A 289-nucleotide genomic window follows, 5' to 3' on the forward strand; every position below is an offset into this window, starting at 1 on the left:
AAGCCAGGTCAGTCCGATGGCGGCGCTGGCGAAGATGGCCCACTGCCAGCCGATCTCCTGCCGCAGCCAGACAGCCGTGACGCCCGCGGGCAAGAGGGCGGCGGCGGCGGGCCAGAGCAGCCAGCCCGAGCCGGTGATCGTCTCGGCCGCCAACAGCGCCACGCCGATCGCGATCCAGGCGGCGGACGGATGGGCGAGCCAGAGAACATAGAGCCTTTCCATCGGTCAGCCTCCCTGCCTCGGCCTGACCGGCGGGGGCGGCGTATCGCTCGTCGGCGGTGCGGCGGTA

General features: G+C 72.3%; 1 pseudogene. It reads right to left on the bottom strand.

Going from position 1 to position 289, the window contains the following annotated elements:
• Window positions 1–222 (bottom strand): annotated as a pseudogene (locus tag ACZ3GY_RS23760) (hypothetical protein); the annotation flags it as partial.
• Window positions 223–289: the final 67 nt, after the last annotated feature.

The sequence above is a fragment of the Pseudomonas sp. PME37.24/006 genome, from assembly GCF_055556635.1.